Annotated in this window: 23 protein-coding genes; 14 read left to right on the top strand and 9 right to left on the bottom strand. The window is 67.8% G+C overall.

Annotated features, from left to right (window positions below):
* The 5 genes from L810_RS35505 to L810_RS35490 all read left to right on the top strand — a co-directional run.
* Positions 1-191 (top strand): SHOCT domain-containing protein (locus tag L810_RS35505; RefSeq protein ID WP_042977524.1); only part of this gene is annotated, 191 nt, incomplete at its 5' end.
* A 9-nt stretch (positions 192-200) separates the two neighbouring features.
* Positions 201-1,718 (top strand): DUF4178 domain-containing protein, encoded by a 1,518-nt coding sequence (locus tag L810_RS35500; RefSeq protein ID WP_042977522.1) that lies wholly within the window; start codon positions 201-203, stop codon positions 1,716-1,718.
* Positions 1,715-1,864 carry a hypothetical protein gene (locus L810_RS47730; protein ID WP_153489189.1) on the top strand — a complete coding sequence of 50 codons (150 nt, stop codon included), beginning with the start codon at positions 1,715-1,717 and terminating at the stop codon, positions 1,862-1,864. Before L810_RS35500 ends, L810_RS47730 begins: the two co-directional genes overlap by 4 nt.
* A complete protein-coding gene (gene speD / locus L810_RS35495; RefSeq protein ID WP_021163001.1) occupies positions 1,861-2,256 on the top strand; it encodes an adenosylmethionine decarboxylase in 396 nt (131 codons plus the stop codon). The genes L810_RS47730 and speD overlap by 4 nt, the downstream gene beginning before the upstream one ends.
* A 14-nt stretch (positions 2,257-2,270) precedes the next feature.
* Positions 2,271-2,657, top strand: a complete 387-nt coding sequence (locus L810_RS35490; protein WP_021163000.1) for a hypothetical protein — start codon at positions 2,271-2,273, stop codon at positions 2,655-2,657.
* A gap of 173 nt (positions 2,658-2,830) precedes the next feature.
* Here L810_RS35490 and L810_RS44210 read toward each other — a convergent pair whose 3' ends face one another.
* The 3 genes from L810_RS44210 to L810_RS35470 form a co-directional block, all read right to left on the bottom strand.
* On the bottom strand, positions 2,831-3,619 hold the full coding sequence (locus tag L810_RS44210) for a lysozyme inhibitor LprI family protein (protein WP_021162999.1): 789 nt from the start codon (positions 3,617-3,619) through the stop codon (positions 2,831-2,833).
* Between the two features lie 121 nt (positions 3,620-3,740).
* The gene (locus tag L810_RS35475; RefSeq protein WP_021162998.1) at positions 3,741-4,628 is read right to left on the bottom strand and encodes a DUF4261 domain-containing protein; all 888 of its coding nucleotides are present in this window, start codon (positions 4,626-4,628) and stop codon (positions 3,741-3,743) included.
* A 213-nt stretch (positions 4,629-4,841) separates the two neighbouring features.
* On the bottom strand, positions 4,842-5,294 hold the full coding sequence (locus L810_RS35470) for a type II toxin-antitoxin system RatA family toxin (protein ID WP_021162997.1): 453 nt from the start codon (positions 5,292-5,294) through the stop codon (positions 4,842-4,844).
* Between the two features lie 181 nt (positions 5,295-5,475).
* Here L810_RS35470 and L810_RS35465 point away from each other — a divergent pair, with 181 nt between their 5' ends.
* Positions 5,476-6,516, top strand: a complete 1,041-nt coding sequence (locus tag L810_RS35465; RefSeq protein WP_021162996.1) for a bifunctional nicotinamide-nucleotide adenylyltransferase/Nudix hydroxylase — start codon at positions 5,476-5,478, stop codon at positions 6,514-6,516.
* A 74-nt stretch (positions 6,517-6,590) separates the two neighbouring features.
* On the top strand, positions 6,591-8,024 hold the full coding sequence (locus L810_RS35460) for a nicotinate phosphoribosyltransferase (RefSeq protein WP_021162995.1): 1,434 nt from the start codon (positions 6,591-6,593) through the stop codon (positions 8,022-8,024).
* A gap of 165 nt (positions 8,025-8,189) precedes the next feature.
* On the opposite strand, the gene L810_RS35455 is transcribed toward L810_RS35460, so the two are convergent.
* A complete protein-coding gene (locus L810_RS35455; protein ID WP_021162994.1) occupies positions 8,190-9,647 on the bottom strand; it encodes an aminotransferase-like domain-containing protein in 1,458 nt (485 codons plus the stop codon).
* Positions 9,648-9,773: 126 nt separating this feature from the next.
* Between L810_RS35455 and L810_RS35450 the strand changes: the two genes are divergently transcribed.
* Positions 9,774-10,661, top strand: coding sequence for a DMT family transporter (locus tag L810_RS35450; protein WP_021162993.1), 888 nt, complete (start codon positions 9,774-9,776; stop codon positions 10,659-10,661).
* 58 nt (positions 10,662-10,719) lie between these two features.
* Here L810_RS35450 and L810_RS35445 read toward each other — a convergent pair whose 3' ends face one another.
* Positions 10,720-11,088, bottom strand: a complete 369-nt coding sequence (locus L810_RS35445; RefSeq protein WP_021162992.1) for a VOC family protein — start codon at positions 11,086-11,088, stop codon at positions 10,720-10,722.
* Positions 11,089-11,165: 77 nt separating this feature from the next.
* On the opposite strand from L810_RS35445, the gene L810_RS35440 reads away from it, so the two are divergent.
* Entirely contained in the window at positions 11,166-11,672 is a 507-nt protein-coding gene (locus L810_RS35440) for a helix-turn-helix transcriptional regulator (RefSeq protein ID WP_306415739.1), read from the top strand.
* 27 nt (positions 11,673-11,699) lie between these two features.
* Positions 11,700-11,867: a WYL domain-containing protein gene (locus tag L810_RS49675; RefSeq protein ID WP_441294015.1), complete on the top strand. Its 168-nt coding sequence runs from the start codon at positions 11,700-11,702 to the stop codon at positions 11,865-11,867.
* A 46-nt stretch (positions 11,868-11,913) separates the two neighbouring features.
* Here the strand turns inward: L810_RS49675 and lysA are convergent, their stop codons facing one another.
* The gene (gene lysA / locus L810_RS35435) at positions 11,914-13,152 is read right to left on the bottom strand and encodes a diaminopimelate decarboxylase (protein WP_042977520.1); all 1,239 of its coding nucleotides are present in this window, start codon (positions 13,150-13,152) and stop codon (positions 11,914-11,916) included.
* 109 nt (positions 13,153-13,261) lie between these two features.
* On the opposite strand from lysA, the gene L810_RS35430 reads away from it, so the two are divergent.
* Both L810_RS35430 and L810_RS35425 read left to right on the top strand, forming a co-directional pair.
* Complete coding sequence (locus L810_RS35430) at positions 13,262-14,176, top strand: LysR family transcriptional regulator (protein ID WP_021162990.1); 915 nt, start codon at positions 13,262-13,264, stop codon at positions 14,174-14,176.
* 62 nt (positions 14,177-14,238) lie between these two features.
* Positions 14,239-14,838, top strand: coding sequence for a GNAT family N-acetyltransferase (locus L810_RS35425; RefSeq protein ID WP_021162989.1), 600 nt, complete (start codon positions 14,239-14,241; stop codon positions 14,836-14,838).
* Between the two features lie 119 nt (positions 14,839-14,957).
* Here L810_RS35425 and L810_RS35420 read toward each other — a convergent pair whose 3' ends face one another.
* Positions 14,958-15,530, bottom strand: coding sequence for a DUF4142 domain-containing protein (locus L810_RS35420; protein ID WP_021162988.1), 573 nt, complete (start codon positions 15,528-15,530; stop codon positions 14,958-14,960).
* A 382-nt stretch (positions 15,531-15,912) separates the two neighbouring features.
* Positions 15,913-16,536, bottom strand: coding sequence for an HAD hydrolase-like protein (locus L810_RS35415; RefSeq protein ID WP_021162986.1), 624 nt, complete (start codon positions 16,534-16,536; stop codon positions 15,913-15,915).
* A 205-nt stretch (positions 16,537-16,741) separates the two neighbouring features.
* Between L810_RS35415 and L810_RS35410 the strand changes: the two genes are divergently transcribed.
* Both L810_RS35410 and L810_RS35405 read left to right on the top strand, forming a co-directional pair.
* Complete coding sequence (locus L810_RS35410) at positions 16,742-17,185, top strand: GNAT family N-acetyltransferase (protein ID WP_021162985.1); 444 nt, start codon at positions 16,742-16,744, stop codon at positions 17,183-17,185.
* A 52-nt stretch (positions 17,186-17,237) separates the two neighbouring features.
* On the top strand, positions 17,238-17,456 hold the full coding sequence (locus L810_RS35405; RefSeq protein ID WP_006480837.1) for a DUF1653 domain-containing protein: 219 nt from the start codon (positions 17,238-17,240) through the stop codon (positions 17,454-17,456).
* 73 nt (positions 17,457-17,529) lie between these two features.
* Here L810_RS35405 and L810_RS35400 read toward each other — a convergent pair whose 3' ends face one another.
* Complete coding sequence (locus L810_RS35400) at positions 17,530-18,741, bottom strand: winged helix-turn-helix domain-containing protein (protein WP_021162984.1); 1,212 nt, start codon at positions 18,739-18,741, stop codon at positions 17,530-17,532.
* Positions 18,742-19,066: the final 325 nt, after the last annotated feature.

The following is a 19,066-nucleotide window of genomic DNA, read 5'->3' as shown; positions in this document are numbered from 1 at the left end:
CGGGTGCCGCGCAACCGGCGCCGGCCGCGCCGCCCGCGCCCGCTGCAGCGCCGGTGGCGGCCGCGCCGGCGGAAGGCACCGACTACGTGCAGCGGCTCGAACAGCTGAAGACGCTGTTCGACAAGGGTCTCGTGACCGAAGACGAATATTCGCGCGCGAAGGCCGAGATCCTCGCGAAGCTCACCCGGTAAGCGTCGCGCATGTTCAGTACCTCGTGCCCCCAGTGCGGCGCGCCGGTCGAGTTTCGCTCGGCGGCGGCGGTGATGGCCGTCTGCGCGTTCTGCCGCAGCACGCTGCTCAAGCGCGGGACCGACGTCGAGCGGATCGGCGAACTGGCCACGGTGCTCGACGATGCGTCGCCGATCCAGATCGGCACGGCCGGGCGCTACGGCAAGCGCACGTTCACGGTGCTCGGGCGCATCCAGATGACCTACGACGCCGGCGTGTGGAGCGAGTGGTATGTCGTGTTCGACGACGGCACGTTCGGCTGGCTGTCGGATGCGTCGGGCCAGTATGCGGTGACGGTGCGCGAGCCCGACGATGCGTCCGGCGGCGCGTGGCCCGCGTTCGGCACACTGGAGCCGGGCATGCGGATCGACCACGGCGGCCGCGCGTTCCTCGTGTCCGACGTGCGGACCGCGCGCTGCACGGGCGGCGACGGCGAGCTGCCGTTCCGCGTCGATGCCGGCTGGGAGGCGCGCGTCGTCGACCTGCGAACCGGCAACGCATTCGCGACGTACGACTATTCCGACGCCGATTCGAACGGCGGGAGTCCGGCCGTCTATACGGGCGAAGCGCTGGAGTTCGATGCGCTCGCGTTCACCGGGCTGCGCGATACCGACAACGATACGCGCGAGAAGCGCGGTGCGGAGATGGTGCCGTTCGCGTGCCCGAGCTGCGGCGCGCCGCTGTCGTATGCGCCGAACGTGGCCGACTACGTGGTGTGCGGCAGTTGCCATGCGGGCGTGCAGTGCACGGCCGAGCAGCAGACCGTGTTCGCGGCACAGCGCAAGCTCGACGCGGTGAAGGGGGCGCTGGAACTCGGCGCGATCGGCACGTTCGACGGCGTGAAGTACACGGTGATCGGGATGATGCGCTGCCGCGTGCCGGGCGACGAGGAGACGTGGGACGAATACCTGCTGCTGAACCCGAAGCGCGGTTTCCTGTGGCTCGTGCAGAGCGAAGGGCGCTGGGAGCGTGTGCAGGTGATCGACCAGTGGCCGACGATCGGCAGCGAGTCCGACGTGACCGACGGCGGCAAGACCTACCGCCTGCGCGAGGAATACGACTCGGAGGTCGTCTACGTGGTCGGCGCGTTCAACTGGCGCGTGCAGGTCGGCGATCGCACGTCGATCATCGACTACGGCTGGCAGAAGGACAAGCTGACGCGCGAGCGCAGCGACGCGGAGATCGTCTGGTCGCGGGCGCGGCCGCTGTCGGGCAGCACGCTCGCCGAACGCTTCGGCACGCCGGCGCTCGCGACGGCCGCGGCTGCGGCGGCAACGGGTGCCGCCGCGTCGACCGGCCTGTTCGGCCGGAAAGGCCCGCACAGTTTCGCGCCGCTGCCGCTCGTGTTCAGCGCGCTGCTCGTGATCCTGAACATGGGCGCACTGTTCTCGTTCAGCGGCCGCTCCGTTTACGTGCTGGTCGGCCTGCTGGTGCTGTGGCTGCCTGAATGGCTGTGGAAGAGTTTTGCGTCGGACGGGGGCAACGCGTGATCCGGTACATCCTCTACGGTGTCTACGGCCTGATCGTCGTCACGCTGTTCAGCTGCGCGTCGATCGGCGGCAGCGGTTCGGGCGGCGGTGGCTGGGGCAGTTCGTCGGCGCGCAGCGGCTACTCGTCGTACGGGTCGCACAAATGACCGCGCGCGACGGGATCGCGCCGCCGCGCGCGAGTTTCGGCGCGCACGTGCTGGCCGACCTGGCCGGCATCGACGCGGCGTTGCTGCGCGACGCCGCACGGCTCGAGACGCTGCTCACCGAAGCGGCGCGGCAGGCGGGCGCGCGCGTGATCGGCGCGCATTTCCATCATTTCGGCGGCGAGCACGGCGTGACGGGTGTCGTGCTGCTCGCCGAATCGCACATCACGATCCATACGTGGCCCGAGCATCGCTTCGCGGCCGTCGACGCGTTCATGTGCGGCGCGGCGCGCGCGGCCGAGGCGGTCGATGCGATTGCCGCTGCGCTCGGTACGCAGGCGCAAGTCCGGCAGCAGGTTGCGCGCGGCGGTGCAGCCACGTGTGCGGGCGTTTGACTCTCGTTGCCGATATGCAGAACCCCATTCGATTCTCCGCGTTGCTCGGCTGGGCACTGCTTGCCGGCCACGCTGGCGCCGATGTGCAGCCGAAGGCGCCGAGTCCGGTCGTGATGGTGCACTTCGATTACGACGAGAAGGACACGGCGCGCCTTCATGCGCTCGAGCAACGGCTGGATCGCGCGGTGAAGCGGGCCGGGGCCGGCGAACTGGGCGAGACCGAACTGCATCGCGACGGCAACGACGGGTATCTGTACCTGTACGGCGCCAGCGCCGACCGGTTGTATGCGGTGGCGCGCCCGATCCTGAAATCGTCAGGATGGCTGACCGGCATGGAGGTGACGTTGCGCCGCGACGCGGGTGCACAGACGTTCCCGTTGCGCCGCGACGGCGCCCGTTAGTGCGAAAGTGCGCCGGGCGGCGCGTCGGGTGCCGCGGCCGTCGCGAATCGGGGCGGAAATGGTGATTTCGTCATGGCCAACGTGGGCGACATGCCGCCGGGGCGTCATCGCGATGACGCATCGCTGCCCGGCGAGTCGTATCCGGGAGGCCGGACACCGTGACGCTCCGGCCGCTAACGATCGAACCGGAACGTCGACACACTGTGCAGCGTCGCGTCGTCGGTGCCGACGATCCCCTGCGTCCCCGCGACGGCCGAGCGCTTGCCGTTGCTCAGCACGGCCCAGTAGCATTCGCCGCCGGCCGCGTGGAAGCCGGTTTCCGGATCGCTGATGCCGCACATGATCGTCGCGCTCATGCCGTGCCACCCGGGACCGGAGATGCGCTCGACTTCCTGCGGGATGCCGGGGCCGTACGACGTCACCCATTTGCCGTCATCCTGCTTCACGAATCCCGCTTCCTTTTCCGCGACCGGCTCCAGTGCGCCGTCGACGATCTCGAACGAGATGAACCTGCTGCTATAGGTCATGTTGCGGCCGACGATCGCGACGCAATGGTCGCTGCCGCCTTCCGGGCACGGCTTTTTCACCTGCCGGTTCGCGAGGTATTCGAACGAGATGCCGAGCGCAGGGTCGCGATAGGTTTTCCAGCCCGCGTGTTTCACCTGCTTCAGCGCCGCCGTGCGGTCGCGGTATGCGGCGGCGATGCAGGCGGCGTCGGCGCAGGCATCGCGCTGCGTGAGCCATGCGCGTTGCGACCGGATCACGGCCTGCTGGTCGGCGGAGATGCCGACTGCATCGTAGTACGCGTTCGACAATGCGCTGTCGGCCGACATGAGTGCCTCGTCGGCGCAGATCAGGTGCTCGGTGCGCGTCGTCGCACGTGCGCATTGGATGCCGTCGGCATGGGCCGACAACGAGAGGCCGATGGCGGCCAGCGCGAGACCAGGGCGGATGCCGAACACGGACGGCTCCTCAACGGGTTCGAACGGTGGCTGTCACGCCGCCGTCAGGTGACGCAATGGCGCACGCGGTTCGCGAAGCGTTGAACCCGTGCGCCATGCAGCGGGATGCGACAGGGCGAAATCAGCGATTGATTTCGTCCGCCGAGATCAGCTCGGCCACCAGCACCGGCGCCGGCCCCTTCAGGTAGTACTCGTGCTCGAGCGGTTCACGCAGCTTCATGAACGTTTCCGCGCCGACCTGCATCGTTTCGCCCGCATGCATGCGCGCGCCGCTTTCGAGCAGGTAATGCATCACGCTGTTGAAGATGCCCGAATAGCGTTCGCCTTCGTGATGACCTTCCGCGAGCGCGGCAAAATCCGGCAGGCCGAACACGTCGGCGCCATAGGTGCGCATCCACACGCCCTGGACGCCTTCGACCTCGTATTTCACGAAGCCGCAGAAGAACAGGTTCAGCGGGATATTTCGCAGCACGTCGAGGCTTTCGTCGCCGAGTTCCTTCGCGTTGAAAACGCCCGCCGGCAGCGACGTGTGCGCGTGCTCGTTCAGCACCGCGAGGCCGTTCTGTTCGGCAAGCGCGCCGGCGACGGCCGCCAGGGCGACGTACTGGTCGAGCGGATTCGCCTCGTGCCCCGCGTAGTAGAGGATCACGTGGCTGCGGCTCGCGCGCACCTGCTGTTTCAGGTCCTGCCCGTAGTGGGCGGGCGCGACGCACGCTTCCAGCGCGTCGGACGGATAGGGCGCATCGAAGCCGACGAGCCGGACGACGTGGTTGCCCCAGCCGGCGAGCCCGAACACCTGCGAGAGCGTCGGCTCGGTTTCGACGCGCGCCTGCTTCATGCTCGGGTGGTACGCGCGCAGTGCGGCCGTCAGCGCGGCGATATCGACCTGCAGCGGGCCGTCGAAGACGACCGTCACGCTCAGCGGATTCTCGACGTCGGGTGCCGCGGCCAGCGCGACGGGGTTTTCGGGTACTTCCTTGCGGCCAAAGAATCGGGATATCAGGCTCATCGGATTATGTTCGTGTCGAAGCCGTTTCAGGGAGGGGGCCCCGTTCTCTCGGTCGGGGCGCGCCGTCAGGGTGACGGCCGCCCGTAGTTTCCACGGGTTCGGCGAATCTGGCAAATGTGAGGTGAATGCGTGGAGGTGGAGCGGCGGCGCGTTCGAATGCATCCGGCAGGCGGGGGCGCAGACACGCCGGGCCGTGCGGCCGGCGCTCGCCGGTCAGTGCGGCAGCGCTTCCGCTTCGGCCCAGCGCTTGAACGAGTCGAGACGCCGGCGCGTCTGCACGAGATAGAACGCGCCGATCAGCGGTTCGAGCAGCCAGCGCAGCCAGGCCGGCTGGGCGCGGAAGTGGTACGTGAATTTCACCTCGGTCGTGCCGGGTGTGCGCTCGGTGAAGTTCCAGCTGCCGCTGAAGCGTTCGAGCACTTTCGGGCCGTCGACCATTTCGACCGCCGCGACCTGCGGCGGCCGGTACGAGATGTAGCGCGACACCATCGTCGCGCCCGACTGGCTGCGGCAGAACGCGTCGACGCCGACGTCGGCCGTCGTGCCGTCGAGCAGATAGGCATCGGTGAGGAAGCTGTCCCACACGAGCCGCCGCGCGTAATCCTGCGACCACGTGAAGAGGCGCCTGCGATCGACGCCGACGGTCCGGCTGACTGAGATCCTCATGATGGCGGGTGCAATGGCGCGGATTGGGATGGATTCGAGTGTAACCCGCCGATTCACGGCATTTCTTCATACTTCGTCAAGTCGAGCAAGGGCTCGATTGACGACCTCCGGGATTTCCCCTACGATTCACACCAACCCTTCGGGAAAGACCCGAAGCGTTTCAATCTCTTGAGGGAGCCTCATGAGTACGCAACAGAACCGGCGCTTCGACGCGCTCGTTTTCATTGGTCGTTTCCAGCCTCCGCATCGTGGTCACCTGAACGTGCTGAAGTCGGCACTGAGCCGGGCCGAGCGCGTGTGCGTGCTGATCGGGTCGACCGACAAGCCCCGCACCATCAAGGATCCATTCTCGTTCGACGAGCGCCGCCAGATGCTGGCTTCGCTGCTCGACGCGTCCGAGCGCGACCGCGTGACGATCGCGCCGTTGCAGGATTCGACCTACAACGACGGCGACTGGGTGCGCTGGGTGCAGGACGCCGTCGCGTCCGCGCTCGGCGACGTCGCGCAGCGCAAGGTCGGGCTGATCGGCCACGAGAAGGACGCCACGTCGTATTACCTGCGGATGTTCCCGCAATGGGAGCTCGTCGACGTCGACGCGACGGAAGACATTTCCGCCACCGAGATCCGCGACCAGTATTTCGCCGAACGCCCCAACAGCTTCGTGCAATGGGCCGTGCCGGAACCCGTGTTCGGCTGGCTCGAGCGTTTCCGCACGCAGCCGGAATTCGCGCAACTGAAGTCGGAAGCCGAATTCATCGCCGCGTATCGCAAGGCGTGGGCGGCCGCCCCGTATCCGGTCACGTTCGTGACGGTCGACGCGGTGGTCGTGCACTCGGGCCATATCCTGCTGGTGCGCCGCCGCAGCGAACCGGGCCGCGGCCTGTGGGCGCTGCCGGGCGGGTTCGTGAACCAGGACGAGCGGCTCGACGCGGCCTGCATCCGCGAGCTGCGCGAGGAGACCGGGCTGAAGCTGCCGGAGCCCGTGCTGCGCGGCTCGATCAAGGATCGCCAGGTGTTCGATCACCCGACGCGCTCGTTGCGCGGCCGCACGATCACGCACGCGTGCCTGTTCAATTTCCCGACCGGCGAACTGCCGCGCGTGAAGGGCAGCGACGACGCCGACAAGGCGCGCTGGGTGCCGCTGAACGAATTCGCGCAGATGCGCAACGTGATGTTCGAGGATCACTTCGACATCGCGTATCACTTCCTGGGGAAGCTTTGATCCGCTGATTCCCCGCATTCCGGTCCGCCGCGACAGACGCGGCGGCACTTCAACGGCCTAGAGGAGCTCTAGCCATGCAAAACGTTCCCGGCGGCTTTGCCGCGGTTCTCGCCAATCCGATCCTCAACACGGATTCGTACAAGGCTTCCCACTTTCTGCAATATCCGCCCGACGCGCAGGCGATGTTCTCGTACGTCGAATCGCGTGGCGGCCGTTACGACCGCACGGTGTTCTTCGGACTGCAGATGTTGCTGAAGGAATATCTGTGCAAGCCGATCACGCACGCGATGATCGACGAGGCGCGCGATTTCTTCACGGTGCACGGCGAGCCGTTCAACGAAGCAGGCTGGCGTCATATCGTCGAACGCTACGACGGTTATCTGCCGGTGAAGATCCGTGCGGTGCCGGAGGGCTCGGTCGTGCCGGTGCACAACGTGCTGATGACGGTCGAATGCGACGACCCGCAGGTGTTCTGGCTCGCGTCGTATCTCGAGACGATGCTGCTGCGCGTCTGGTATCCGGTGACGGTCGCGACGCGCAGCTGGCACCTGCGGCAGACGATCCGCCGCTTCCTCGAAAAGACCGACGACGATCTCGCGCAACTGCCGTTCAAGCTGCACGACTTCGGCGCGCGCGGCGTGTCGAGCGCGGAGTCGGCCGCGATCGGCGGCGCCGCGCACCTCGTGAACTTCATGGGTTCGGACACGGTGCTCGGCGTGCTGGCCGCGAACCGCTTCTATCGCGAGCCGATGGCCGCGTACTCGGTGCCGGCGGCGGAGCACAGCACGATCACGTCGTGGGGGCGCGAACGCGAGGCCGACGCGTACCGGAACATGATTGCGCGCTTCGGTTTGCCCGGTGCGATCGTGTCGGTCGTGTCGGACTCCTATGATCTGTTCGCCGCACTCGACCTGTGGGGCGGCGAGCTTCGGCAGGCCGTGCTCGATTCGGGCGCGACGCTGGTCGTGCGTCCCGATTCGGGCGACCCCGTGAAGATCGTTCTGCAGACCGTGCGTGCGCTGGACGCGTCGTTCGGCTCGACCGTGAACGGCAAGGGGCGGCGCGTGCTGAACCGCGTGCGCGTGATCCAGGGCGATGGTGTCGACGAGCTGTCGATCGAAGCGATCCTTTCCGCGCTCGACGAAGCGGGTTACGCGGCCGGCAATGTGGTGTTCGGCATGGGTGGCGCGCTGCTGCAGCAGGTGAACCGCGATACGCAGCGCTTCGCGATGAAGTGCTCGGCGATCCGGCGCGGCGGCGAGTGGCACGACGTTCGCAAGGATCCGGTCACCGATCAGGGCAAGCGCTCGAAGAAAGGACGGCTCACGCTGCTGCGCAATGTTCGAACCGGCGAGTATCGGACGACGACGCTGCCGGTTGCGTGGGACGACCGGATGCTGGAAGGCGAGTGGGAAGAAGCGCTCGAGACGGTGTTCGATACGGGGCGCCTGCTCGTCGATACGTCGTTTGCCGAGGTGCGGGCGAGGGCGCACGCAGGGGAGGTGTGACGCGGGCGGCGGGGTATCCCGCCGCGTCGTTCGCGTTCAGGCGGCGTGGGCGACGGGCGTGCACGGCACGGCGTCTGCGTCGACTTCTCCCGTCAGTACGTTCGCAGGCGCCGGCACGAAATTGATGTCGCCTTCATCGAAACCATCGAGCGCGCTCGCCTGCCGTCACGATTCGCGGGCGAGCGCGCGCCCCGCCGTGTCCTCCGCCCGCACCGCCTCCATCGCCCGCGCCAGCGCATCGAACACCGCCGGCCCCTTGCAGCGCGACACGTTGAAGCGCATGAACGAGGTCGCGCCGTGCGACGCGCTGAACACGTTGCCCGGCGCGAGCACCACATCGTGATCGAGCGCATGGCGTGCGACACGCGCGGCGTCGAGCCCGTCGGGCAACTCCGCCCACACGAACAGGCCGCCGCGCGGCTCCGTCCAGATCCCGAGGCCCGCGCGTGCGAGGCGCCGGATCGTCTCGCCCATTGCATCCGCGAGACGCGCGCGCAGGCTGTCGAGATGGCGCCGGTACGTACCGTCGACGAGCAGCCGGTGCACGACGTTCGCGCCGATCTGCGCATGGCCGAACGATGTCGCGAGCTTCAGGTCGACGAGCGCCTCGATCCATTCCGGGCGCGCGGCGACGTAGCCGCAGCGGACCGCGGCCGACAGCGTCTTCGAGAAGCTGCCGATCGACACGACGCGCGACAGCCCGTCGAAGGCCGCGAGGCGCGGCGCGGGCGTGCTCTCGAAATCCGCGAAGATGTCGTCCTCGACGATCAGCAGGCCGTGCTCGGCCGCGAGCGTCAGCAGGCGGTGTGCGACGGGCGGCGCGAGCGTCGCGCCGGTCGGGTTGTGCAGCGCCGCGTTGGTGATGTACAGGCGCGGCCGGTGCTCGGCCAGCACCTGCTCGAAGCGCGCGAGATCGGGGCCGTTCGGCGTGTACGGGACGCTGACGATCCGCGCGCGATGCGCGCGCAGCAGCGCCTGGAAGTTGAAGTAGCACGGATCGTCGAGCACGACCGTGTCGCCCGGCTCCAGCAGCAGGCGGCACACGAGGTCGAGCGCATGCGTGCCGCCGTCGGTCAGCATGATCTGCGCGGGTTCCGCGTGGACGCCGTGCTGCGCGAGCCGCCAGGCGAGCTGCTGGCGCAGCGCGGGCAGGCCGAGCGGTGTCGCGTAATCGGTCAGCGCGTCGGATTCGTCGCGCGACACGGCGCGCAGCGCGCGGCGCAGGCTCTCGTCCGGCAGCCACGACGGCGGCAGCCATCCGCAGCCGGGCTTCACGGTCGTCGGCGCGGCCTCGAGCGACTGGCGCGACAGCCACAGCGGATCGAGCTCGCGATCGAGACGCGGGCCGAGATCGGCGAGCGCGAGCGGCGGCGCGTGCCCCGACACGTAGAAGCCCGAGCCGCGCCGCGCGACGAGCACGCCTTCGCTCGCGAGCCGCTCGTATGCATCGACGACGGTCGATTTCGACACGCCCAGCCCGTCGGCCATCATCCGGATCGACGGGACGCGCGCACCGGGCATCAGCGCGCGGCTCGCGATCCGCGCGCGCAAGGTGTCCATCACGGTTTCCACGCGCGTGCGCGACGGTGCGGGCGGAACGGAAAGCGGCGCGGAATGGCTCATGGCGAAGAATGAACTGTACGGACGGTTGTCCAGTACAGTTTGTCGGAATTGTATTGGGCTGTAGCTTACGCGCTTTTCGCGGGCGGCGGATCATCGGTGATCCACTTTCCCCGTTCAGGATTTCCCGTGCAAAAGACGACCGACGGATGGCTCAGCGGCCTGCTGGGCGTGATCATCTTCAGCGGCTCGCTGCCCGCGACGCGTATCGCGGTGCAGGGGCTCGACCCGCTGTTCCTCACGTTCGCGCGCGCGACGATCGCCGGCGCGCTCGGCCTGCTGCTGCTCGTCGTGCTGAAGCAGCGGCGGCCGACCCGCGCCGAGGCCGTGTCGCTGGCCATCGTCGCGCTCGGGGTCGTCGTCGGTTTTCCGTTGCTGACGGCGCTCGCGCTGAAACATGTGACGTCCGCGCACGCGATCGTGTTCGTCGGGCTGCTGCCGCTCGCGACCGCGCTGTTCGGCGTGTGGCGCGGCGGCGAGCGGCCGCGGCTGCCGTTCTGGATCTTCTCGATCGTCGGCAGCGGTGCGGTGGCTGCGTTTGCGTTGCGCAACGGCGGCCAGGCGTCCGTGATCGGCGATGCGCTGATGCTGGCCGCGATCGTCGCATGCGGGCTCGGCTACGCGGAAGGCGCGCGCCTGTCGCGCCAGCTCGGCGGGTGGCAGGTGATCTCGTGGGCGCTCGTGTTGTCGCTGCCGCTGATGTTGCCGCTCACGTGGCTCACCTCGCCCGCGTCGTTCGACGGCGTCGATGCCGCCGCGCTGTGGGGGCTCGCGTACGTGTCGCTGTTCAGCATGCTGATCGGCTTCGTGTTCTGGTATCGCGGGCTCGCGCTCGGCGGGATCGCGAGCGTCGGCCAGTTGCAGCTGCTGCAGCCCTTCTTCGGCCTGCTGCTGGCGGCCGGGCTGCTGCACGAGACGGTGCCGCCGTCGATGGTCGTCGTGACGGTCGTCGTGGTCGGCTGCGTGGCGGGCGCGAAATACTTCTCGAAAGTGGCACCCGTGCAGCGCGCGGGCTGACGCGCGCGCCTGGTAGAGGGAACGGGCGCGACCCGCCGCGGGTCGCGCCCGTTCGCGCTCAATCGTCTGGGGTACACACGCGCAAGCGGTGGCCGTCCGGGTCGAGCGCGACGAACGTCAGGCCGAACACGGCCGTCATCGGCGCCTGCTCGAACGTCACGCCGAGCGCTTTCCACGCTTCGTACAGGCGCCGCACCTCGTGGTCGTCGTCGACCATGAATGCCAGCTCCGAGCGGTGGCCGGCGCCGCCCGACACGAAATCGCGCGCGCGGGTCGACCACAGGCCCAGGTGCAACCCGTTGTCGAACGTGAATGCCGCATAGGTGGGAAACGCGGCGACGGGCGGGCGCCCGAACAGGCGCGCGTAGAACTGCGCGCTGCGCGTCGGGTCGTCGACATACAGGAGAACGAGATTCGGAGAGGTCATGCGGGGCCGTCCCGGGATCGATTAAGATGCGTCCCATTCTATGAACGGATGCTGTCAGAAAATGGCAGCATGGAACGATGACGCGTGCCGAACGATTGCTCGCGCTGCTGCAGGTGCTGCGGCGCCACCGCCGCCCGGTGAGCGGCCGCGTGCTGGCCGGGGAACTCGGCGTCAGCCTCCGTACGGTCTATCGCGATATCGCGTCGCTGCAGGCGCAGGGCGCGGACATTGACGGTGAGCCCGGTGTCGGTTATGTGCTGCGTGCTGGGTTCATGCTGCCGCCGCTGATGTTCTCGCAAACGGAGCTGGAAGCGCTGATGCTCGGTTTTCGCTGGGTCGGGAAGTTCGCCGATGCGCAGCTCACGACGGCTGCGTCCGATGCGCTCGCGAAGATCTCCGCGGTGCTGCCCGCCGAGCTGCGCCGCGAGATGGAATGCACGACGCTGCTCGTCGGCCCGCGCACGATCGTCGATCGGGAAACCGTCGACATGGGTGTCGTGCGCACGGCGATCCGTACCGAAAGCAAGGTCAGGATCCGCTACGCGGACGAGGGCCGGAAAACGGGCGGCGAACGGATCGTGTGACCATTCGCGCTCGGCTATTTCAATGACGTGCGGATCCTGGCGGCGTGGTGCGAAGGCCGGAACGATTTCCGGCATTTCCGGACGGATCGCATCGTCGCGCTCGAACGGCTGGACGTGCGCTATCCGCGGCGACGCGCGGCGTTGCTGAAGGCGTGGCGTGCGGCGGGCGCCGACGTGCGCGTGACGGTGAGGTGAGGGGGCGAGGTGCGCAGGCCGCGCACCCCGTTCCGTCGTGCCGGCCTTACTCGAACGTTTCGAGCGCGAGCAATTCGTCGATCGTCTGCCGGCGGCGGATCAGCCGCGGCGTGCCGCGATCGACGAGCACTTCCGGCGCGAGCGGCCGGCTGTTGTAGTTCGAGGACATCGACGCGCCGTACGCGCCCGCGTCGTGCAGGAACAGCAGGTCTCCGATCTGCGGCTGCGGCAGCTTGCGGTGCGTGACCACGCCGCCCGCGTCCTGCGTGAACACGTCGCCCGATTCGCACAGCGGCCCCGCGATCGCGAGCTCGACCAGCGGCCGTCCGGCCGGCAGCGCGCCATCGTGCGCGTGCACCGACACCGCGTGGTAGCTGCCGTACATCGACGGGCGCATCAGGTCGTTGAAGCCCGCGTCGATCAGCACGAAATCGTGCTTCGGCCGGCGGTTGACGGCCTGCACTTCGGTGACGAGCGTGCCGGCTTCGGCGACGAGGAAGCGGCCCGGTTCGATCTCGATGCGCACCGGGTGGCCGAGATGCCGTTCGATCCGCTTGCGCGCGGCGTCCCACTGGCTGAAGTAGTGACCGACGTCGACGCGCGGCTCGCCGTCGCGATACGGGATCGACAGGCCGCCGCCGGCCGAGATCGCGTCGATGTCATGGCCGAGCGACGTGACGAGGTCGACCATCGCATCACACACCTGCGACAGGTGGCCGTAGTCGACGCCCGACCCGATATGCATGTGGATGCCGACCAGCTTCAGCCCGTACTGGCGCACGATCTCGATCGCGCGCGGCACGTCGTCGATCCAGATGCCGTGCTTGCTCTGCGGGCCGCCGGTGTTGGTCTTGTTGCTGTGGCCGTGGCCGAAACCGGGGTTGACGCGCAGCCACACGCGGTGGCCGGGCGCGTGCTCGCCGATGCGCGCGAGCATGTCGAGCGAACCGGCGTTCACGGTCACGCCGTGCTTCAGCACCGCCGCGAGCGTCGGGCGGTCGATCAGGTCGGCCGTGAACACGACGCCTTCCGGCTCGCCGGCCGGGCTGAACCCGGCCGCGAGGCTGCGCTCGATCTCGCCGAGCGACACGGCATCGACGCACGCGCCTTCCTCGCGCATCAGCTTCAGGATATGGACGTTCGAGTTGGCCTTCTGCGCATAGCGGATCACGTCGAACTGACGCAGTTGGGCGATGCGGTCGCGGATGACGTCGGCGTCGTACACCCACAGCGGGGTGCCGTATTGCTGCGCGAGCGTCGCGAGCTGGCGGGAATCGAGGGACATGGCGGATGAATCGGGTCGAATGAACGGATAACGTGAATGATGCGCCTGTTTATCTATGCAGTAAAATGCGTATTTATTGAAATTCGATTCACATTTGATATAGACGATCATGCTCACGCACCGCCATATCGAGGTCTTTCGCGCGCTGATGGTCACCGGCAGCACGACGCGCGCGGCCGAGATGCTCTATACGTCGCAACCGACGATCAGCCGCGAGCTCGCGCGCATGGAGCAGGTCGTCGGTTTCGCGCTGTTCGAGCGCGCGCACGGCCGGTTGCGGCCGACGATGGCCGCGCTGACGCTGTTCGACGACGTGCGGCTCGCGTATGTGGGGCTTGAACGCGTCGCGGCCACGGCCGCGCGCCTGCGCGAGTTTCGCGACGGTCAACTGTCGGTGATCGCGCTGCCGGCGTTCTCGCACGCGATTCTCCCCGGCGCGGCGCGCCGGTTTCGCGACGCCCATGCGGGCGTCAGCCTGTCGGTCGAAACGCAGGAATCGCCGATGCTCGAAGAGTGGCTCACCGCGCAGCGCTACGACCTCGGGCTGACCGAGCACGACGTCGCGCCGGCCGGCACCGTGCTCACGCCGCTGCTCGAAGTCGACGAAGTATGCGTGCTGCCCGACGGCCATCCGCTGCTCGCGCAGGATGCGATCGATCTGCCGGATCTCGCCGATCGTCCGTTCGTGAGCCTGTCGCTGAACGATCCGTACCGCATCCTGATCGACGAGGCGTTTGCGCAGCTCGGCGTGGCGCCACGCTCGGTCGTCGACACGCCGTCGGCCGTGTCGGTGTGCGCGTTCGTGCGGCAGGGGCTCGGCGTCGCGATCGTCAATCCGTTGACCGCGCTCGATTTCGTCGGGCGCGACCTGCACGTGCGGCCGCTCACCCGGTCGTTTCCGTACCGCGTCAGCGTGATCGTGCCCGAGCACCGGCCGAAAAGCCTGCTCGTCGATGCGTTTACCGATGCGCTGCGCGGCGAGGCGAAGGCGATCCGCCGCCGGCTGGCCGCGATCCTCGGCTGACGCGGCCGTATGATGGGCGTTTCGCCGCCATCGCCGTTTTTTCGTCTTTTCCGGAACCGCTCATGACCGATGCTTCCGCTTCCCTCGAACAACCGATTCTCACCGGCGAACGCGTCGAACTGCGGCCGCTCGAACGATCCGATCGGCAGGCGCTGCTGGACGCTGCCGCGGACGGCCGGTTGTGGAACCTGAAGGTCACGGTCGTGCCGGGCCCGGACACGATCGACGCGTATATCGACACCGCATTGCAGGGGCGTTCGGCCGGCACGGTGATGCCGTTCACGATCGTCGATCGCGCGTCGGGCCGCGCGATCGGCAGCACGCGTTTCTGGAAGATCGATCGCAAGAACCGCAAGCTCGAGATCGGCCATACGTGGTTGAGCGAATCGGCGCAGCGCACGCGTGCGAACACCGAAGCGAAATGGCTGTTGCTGGGTTATGCGTTCGACGTGCTGCAATGCGTGCGCGTGCAGTTCACGACCGACGAGCTGAACGAGAAATCGCGCGCGGCGATTCTGCGGCTCGGTGCGAAGCAGGAAGGCATCGTGCGGCACGAACGGATCATGCCGGATGGCCGCAAGCGCAATTCGGTGCGCTTCAGCATCATCGACGACGAATGGCCGGAGGTGAGGGTGCGGTTGATGGCGAAGCTTGCGACGTAACGTGTCGCGTAAGACGCACGGCGTGCGCCGCGACGCGTCGCCGGAGGGAGGGGGGCGACGCGACGGCAGGGGAAGAAGCCGTGCGCCGCGCACGATGCGCGGCGCGGCGCGGCGGCGCGTTACTGCGCCGATGCGAGGTGGTGGCGCTCCGCGAGCTTCTGCGCGTCGGCGTAATGCTTCTGCAGGATCGGCAGCGACTGGCGTGCGACTTCCTTCAGCTTCGTGTCGCGGCCCGACGCGATTTCGGCCTGGAAGGCCGAGATGGTCTTCTGCTGGCCGGCGAGCGCGACCTGCTCGATGTACGCCTTGTCGAACTCGGCGCCGCGCAGGGTCTTGATGCTGTTCAGCACGGCCGCATCGGGGTCGTTGGCGGGCACGTCGACGCCGCGCGGGCTGGCTGCGCGCATCGCCTGGATGATCTTTTCATCGTCGGCCGACACGCGTTGCGCGAACGCCTTGACCTGGCTGTCCGACGTGCGCGAATCGGCGATGCGCGCCGCGTCGTGCTGCGTCGACACCGTTTTCGTGCCGTCCGTGATGAATGCCTGGTCGGCTTCGTGGATGCGCGTCGCGGTGGCGGCGGCCGGCGCGGCCGGTGCCGGTTGTGCGGTTTGCGCAGTCGCCGTCACGGCGACGAGAAGCAGGCCAGCGGCAGACAAGGCAAGGCGCGAGACGTGGGGAAAGCGGTTCATGGGACCTCCTTTCAATCGGGGCTCTGGTTGAAAAACGGATCGGGTGATCCGTTGCTGTGCGAGAGACCGGGCGCGCCCGGGCCGGATTCGACCGCCGCTCTGCCGCGGCGCCGGTCGAAGTGTTTCCCGGCCCGACTGATTCTAGGAGGGCGATCCGGTAGCAGGTGCTACCGCGCTGTGGTTTGTGTAACGGTTGGTAAGACGAATCGATGAGCACGCGTGCCGGCAGGTATTGCGTACCTGTCGCGTGCGTGGCGGCGGCAATTTTTGCGCGCATGCGGCGTGCGGAATGCACGTGGGTGTCATCCGCCAGTCATCGGCGTGCCGCGGTGACGCGCGTCGAGCGTCGACGCTGGCCGGCATCGCGATGCGCGCGAACGTGTCACACGCGGTCGAGCAATGCGTCGAGACGCGGCAGCAACGGTGTCGTGCAATGTGCCTGCAACGCGTCGGGCGCGGTGTAGCCCCAGGCGACCCCCTGGAATGCGATGCGCGCGCGTCGTGCCGCGTCGGCGTCGCGGATTTCATCGCCCACGTACAGCACTTCGTCGTTGCGCAGGCCGGCTTCATGAACGAGTGCGCGCAGGCGACGTGCCTTGCCGAACAGCGGAATGCCGCACGCGAAATGTTCGACCCGGCTGCTGGCGTGCGGGCCGAGCCGGTCGCGCACGATCTCCTCGGTATTCGACGTGGCGATCGCGATGCGAATGCCGCGCGCGGCGAGCGCGTCGAACGTTTCGCCGACGCCGGGGAACAACGCCACGTGCGCGACGCGCGGCCGCATCAGGCGACGCATGTCGATCGTCACGCGCGGCACTTTCCACATCGGCACGTCGAGCGCGCGAATGATGTCGCGCGCCGACATCCCGCGCAGTGCCGGACGCAGCTCGGGCGTGGCGTCGCGAAAGCCGTGCATGCGCGACGCTTCCGACAGCGCCGCGAGAAAACTGTCGAGCGAATCGGCGAGCGTGCCGTCGAAGTCGAATGCGATGAGGCGGTAGGGCATGAAGCGGCGTGGCAGGTTATCGGGCAGACGACATTGTCACCGAATCGCGGCCCGTCGCCCGTGCGGTCGGTTGCGCCCGCGGCGAAACGGGAGGGTCGAGCAGCGTCTTCGCGTCGTCCGGATGATCGGCACTGTACCTTGTCCCCCGCCGCGCCGCGCGGTATCGTCGACACTTCGCTTTCCACCACCCCGACCGGAGACCGACGTGCCTGCTGCCACCCCCGCCACGCTGAGATTTTCCACCGACAAGCGCGAACTCGACGTCGACGCGATCTTCGACTTCCTGCATCGCGATGCGTACTGGTCGCAGGGTATTCCACGCGACGTGGTGGAGAAGGCGATCGAGGGTTCCCTTTGTTTCGGCGCGTATATCGGCGACCGGCTCGTCGGCTTCGCGCGCCTCGTGACCGATCACGCGACGTTCGCGTACCTGTGCGACGTGTTCGTGCTGCCGGCCGAACGCGGCAACGGCTACGGCCGCGCGCTGATCGACCACGTGTTCGCGCAGGAGATGGTGCAGGGCCTGCGCCGCATCATGCTCGTGACGTCCGATGCGCACGAGCTGTACCGGCCGGTCGGCTTCGGGGCGTGCGCGAACCCCGAGCGGGTGATGGAGATCCGCCGCCCGGACATCTACGCGAAACGCTGACGCGCAGCGCATACAATACGCGCTTTCCGTTTTTGCCGAAGAGAAACCGATCATGACCGAACAGGAAGCCGAACAGCTCGCGACGCATCGCCATTACAAGGGCGGGCTGTATCGCTACATCGGCGTTGCCCGCCATTCCGAAACCGAGGAATCGGTGGTCGTGTACGAACACCTGTGGCCGCATGCGCGCGGGCTGTGGGTGCGCCCGGAAGCGATGTTCAACGGGAACCTCGAAGACGGCACGCCGCGTTTCCGCAAGCTGCGCGACTGATCCTCGGCCGGCCGCGTAAGCCGGCCTTGCGGGCCGGCTGCGTGAGCCGAATGTCGAGCCGAATGCGCGGGTATCAGTCGGCGGCCAGCGCCTTCACCAGTTCCGGCGGTGCGTGCCGGGTCGTGACTTCCGGCGTGCCGTGCCACGCCGCGAGTTTCTTCACCGCCTTCGCGACATCGGCGGCGAGCCCCGTGCCGAACCGCACGCCCGGCTCGACATGCACGGCCTTCAGTTCGAACGTGCGGAGCGTGCGATGCGCCTTCGCGTCGACGCGCCCGACCAGCCGGCCGCGATGCAGCACCGGCAGGCAGAAATAGCCATAACGCCGCTTGTGCTCGGGCGTATAGCATTCGATCGTGTAGTCGAAACCGAATAGCGTCGACGCACGCCGCCGGTCCCATACGACCGGGTCGAACGGCGACAGCAGCGTCGTGACCGTCGAGCGCAGCGTGTCGGCCTCGGCGGCCGGCAGCAACGCTTCGAGCGAGCGATGCACGTAGGCCGGCTCCTTCCAGTCGTCGATCGCCACCGGGATCAGGTCGCCCGCGTCGGCGAGCTGCTCGAGCTCCGCGCGGTAGGAGCGGCGCGGCAGCCGATAGTAGTCGGCCACCCAGTCCGCGCGCACGACGCCGAGTGCACGGCACGTGTAGTCGAGCAGCGCGGGCAGCACGGCTTCGCGCGGCGGCAGGTCGCGCGTGTCGTCCCAGCCGGGCAGCACGCGCTCGCGCACGTCGTACACGCGCTGGAAATTGCGGCGTTCCGACACCATCAGGTCGCCCGTCGTGAACAGCACTTCCAGGTGGCGCTTCTCGGGCTTGCGATCCCACCAGCCGTTGCCCTTCACGCCATCCTCGCGCGCGAAATCGGCCGACCGCACCGGGCCTTCCTCGCGAATCCGCGCAAGCAGCCGTTCGATCTCCGGACGATTCTGCTCGTGCCAGTCGGCCGCATATTTCCAGCCCATCCCCGACGGATCGAGCATCTTGTAGCGCATCAGGCCGAACTGCTCGACCGGCAGGAAGCACGCTTCGTGCGACCAGTATTCGAACAGCCGCGCCTCGGCGAGATGTTCGTCGAGCCACTGCGGCGAGAAATCGCCGAGACGGCTGAACAGCACGAGATACGGGCTGCGCGCGACGACGTGGATGGTATCGATCTGCAGCTGCGCCATCCGGCGGATCGTGTCGAGCACGTCGGCTTTGGTCGCCTTGCGGCGGGGCGGCGTCAGCAGGCCTTGCGCGGCGAGATGCAGGGCGCGGGCGGCGGCGGGCGAGAGCGTAAGCATCGGAGGGTCGGCCGGGAGTGATGGTCGGGAACCACTTTAGCGCGAAAGCGGCGCGCGCGTGCGACGTGCCGATGCAACGTGTCTGACAATGGTTGACAGATACGTTTCGCAAGTTTCCCTATAGTGCAGTCCATGGCGCGACGAAATGTGCGCGCAACGATTCCGCTTCCGACGCACATATGTCCATGGCACGCAGGAAGCGAATCCGGGATTCTCAACCCCCATCGGGAGACCCGGAGCCCTGAGCGGACATCCATGCGGCTGTGCACCGGCCCCGTGTGGATGTCCGCTGATTTTTTTGTTTTTTCCGGTTTGCTTCGCGGGC

Origin of the sequence: Burkholderia sp. AU4i (assembly GCF_000466765.1) — a bacterium.
GTDB classification, from domain to species: domain Bacteria; phylum Pseudomonadota; class Gammaproteobacteria; order Burkholderiales; family Burkholderiaceae; genus Burkholderia; species Burkholderia cepacia.
The sequence above is the reverse complement of the archived record's forward strand: the minus strand, read 5'-3'. Positions and strand labels throughout refer to the sequence as shown.